Here is a 1,693-nt window from a genome sequence, read left to right as displayed (position 1 = left end):
AAGGCCAGGTCACCAAGTGTTTCCGCATCCAGTGTCACGCCATCGAGAGTGCCGGTGTTCATCAGTTCGACGTAAATGGCGAGATTCTCGAGCGGAGAGTCGATGGTACGGGATTCACCGTCCACCGTGATGACCAGGCGCCCCGCGCTGTCCAGGGACAGCTCGTCCGCCTGGTTGATCGAAGTGATGGCTTCAAGATAGCGGCTGGAGAGAACCCGCGTCGGCGAGCGGGCAACGTTCAGCCGGCTGAATTCGATTTCAGTAACGTTCTCATCGCTGACCGGCTCGCCTTCCTCGCTCAGCGGAATAAGGTTGCCCTCCGCATCGACTGGCTGCGGGTAACCGTCATCAGACTGGACCGCTGTGTCAGGCACACCGTCTCCATCCTGATCCTCCCAGACATAGAGTATGGGAACGCCGTTGTCGTCGCGAAGGATGGCAAAGAGATCCCCATAGAGGCCGCCCTTGGAGGAGCCCGGCGTCTGGTTCGGATTGCCGGGCTTGCCGTCGCGGCCCGACTGGCCGGCCCAATCCGGACGATCCGAATCGTCCTCAGTCTCGTGGCCTTCATCATCATGATCTTCCTGATCCTTATCATGACCTGGGCTCAGGACATCATCCAGCAGAGAACGCCCTCCCTTGCCTTGTTGTGAACCGCCTGCTCCCTTGCCGGCACCGGCCTTCCCGCCTTGTCCGCCACCGTGTCCCTGTCCTGCCTTGTCGGAGGCTGCATGGGCTGTACCAGCTTTCCCACCTGACGTGACCTCCTGCAGCAGATAACCGGAGAACGCCAGCGCACCTAGGGCCACGCCAGCAAGAATTGTATGCTTGAAAGTGTACTTCATCTTCAGAATACCCTTACTTGATTGAATGAAAGTTCGACCATGACCATAGGAGAGAGAGCAGTCCGCGCTTCCAATGTGAACCAGAACTTCAGGCTGGATGTAGCATGGAGATGACGCAGTGCTTTTAATCCACATCAAGGGTCGGATTGAATTTGTCGACCGTTGAGAAGCTTTCCGCATAGGCGATCATGGCGCAGCTGCAGTTATCAAAATTCCAACAATCGCACTGTAGATTTGGCGCAACAAGAAACTCACCCACTTGAGGATGAGACGGAAACTATGGCCGAAGGCGCTGCGCAGGGCGTTGAGCTGGGTGCCGGGCGGTCCCTTGAAATAGTTCTGGCACGACACCCACCATCGAACAGGGAATCCTCCCCGTATTCCTGCGCCACAACAACGCGAAGGCCTTCAAAAGAAGGCCTTCGCGTGCTGGCATGTGCAATCAGAGTGCAAACCCGGTCCGATCAATCGGAACCGTTTCCGTTACCTTGGGCAGCACCACCGGAAACGCTGGACAAAGCCAATGCGTGCCAAGGCGCCTACATCAAGGTTTTCACGCATGTCCTCGACTCCCGAATTCGAATGACCCTTCGAGGATCAACCGGCGGGCACCTCGAATTCATGTACGTATTCGATCACCTGCAGGGCATCATCGGCAGCTTGGGAAAAGCCATTGATGCCACTGTCTGAACTGTAGGCTTCCCCGTTGAATACGGAATCATAGACATTGATGGTCTGTTCCTCCCAGACACCATCACTGACTTCTATAAGAACAGTGGTTGAAACATCGCCATAGGCCGACTCACGGTCATAAGTGAAATCCGAGAAGTCGATGTAGCTTTGACCAT

Annotated in this window: 2 protein-coding genes; both read right to left on the bottom strand. The window is 55.9% G+C overall.

The window, feature by feature from the left end:
- On the bottom strand, window positions 1-845 hold an 845-nt coding region (locus BP38_RS21535), incomplete at its 3' end, for a hypothetical protein (protein WP_211250396.1).
- Between the two features lie 597 nt (window positions 846-1,442).
- Window positions 1,443-1,693 (bottom strand): hypothetical protein (locus tag BP38_RS22865; protein WP_035725977.1); only part of this gene is annotated, 251 nt, incomplete at its 5' end.

The organism is Fodinicurvata fenggangensis DSM 21160 (assembly GCF_000686045.1).
Classification (GTDB): domain Bacteria; phylum Pseudomonadota; class Alphaproteobacteria; order Kiloniellales; family DSM-21159; genus Fodinicurvata; species Fodinicurvata fenggangensis.
This window is presented reverse-complemented; position numbering and strand designations above follow the sequence as displayed.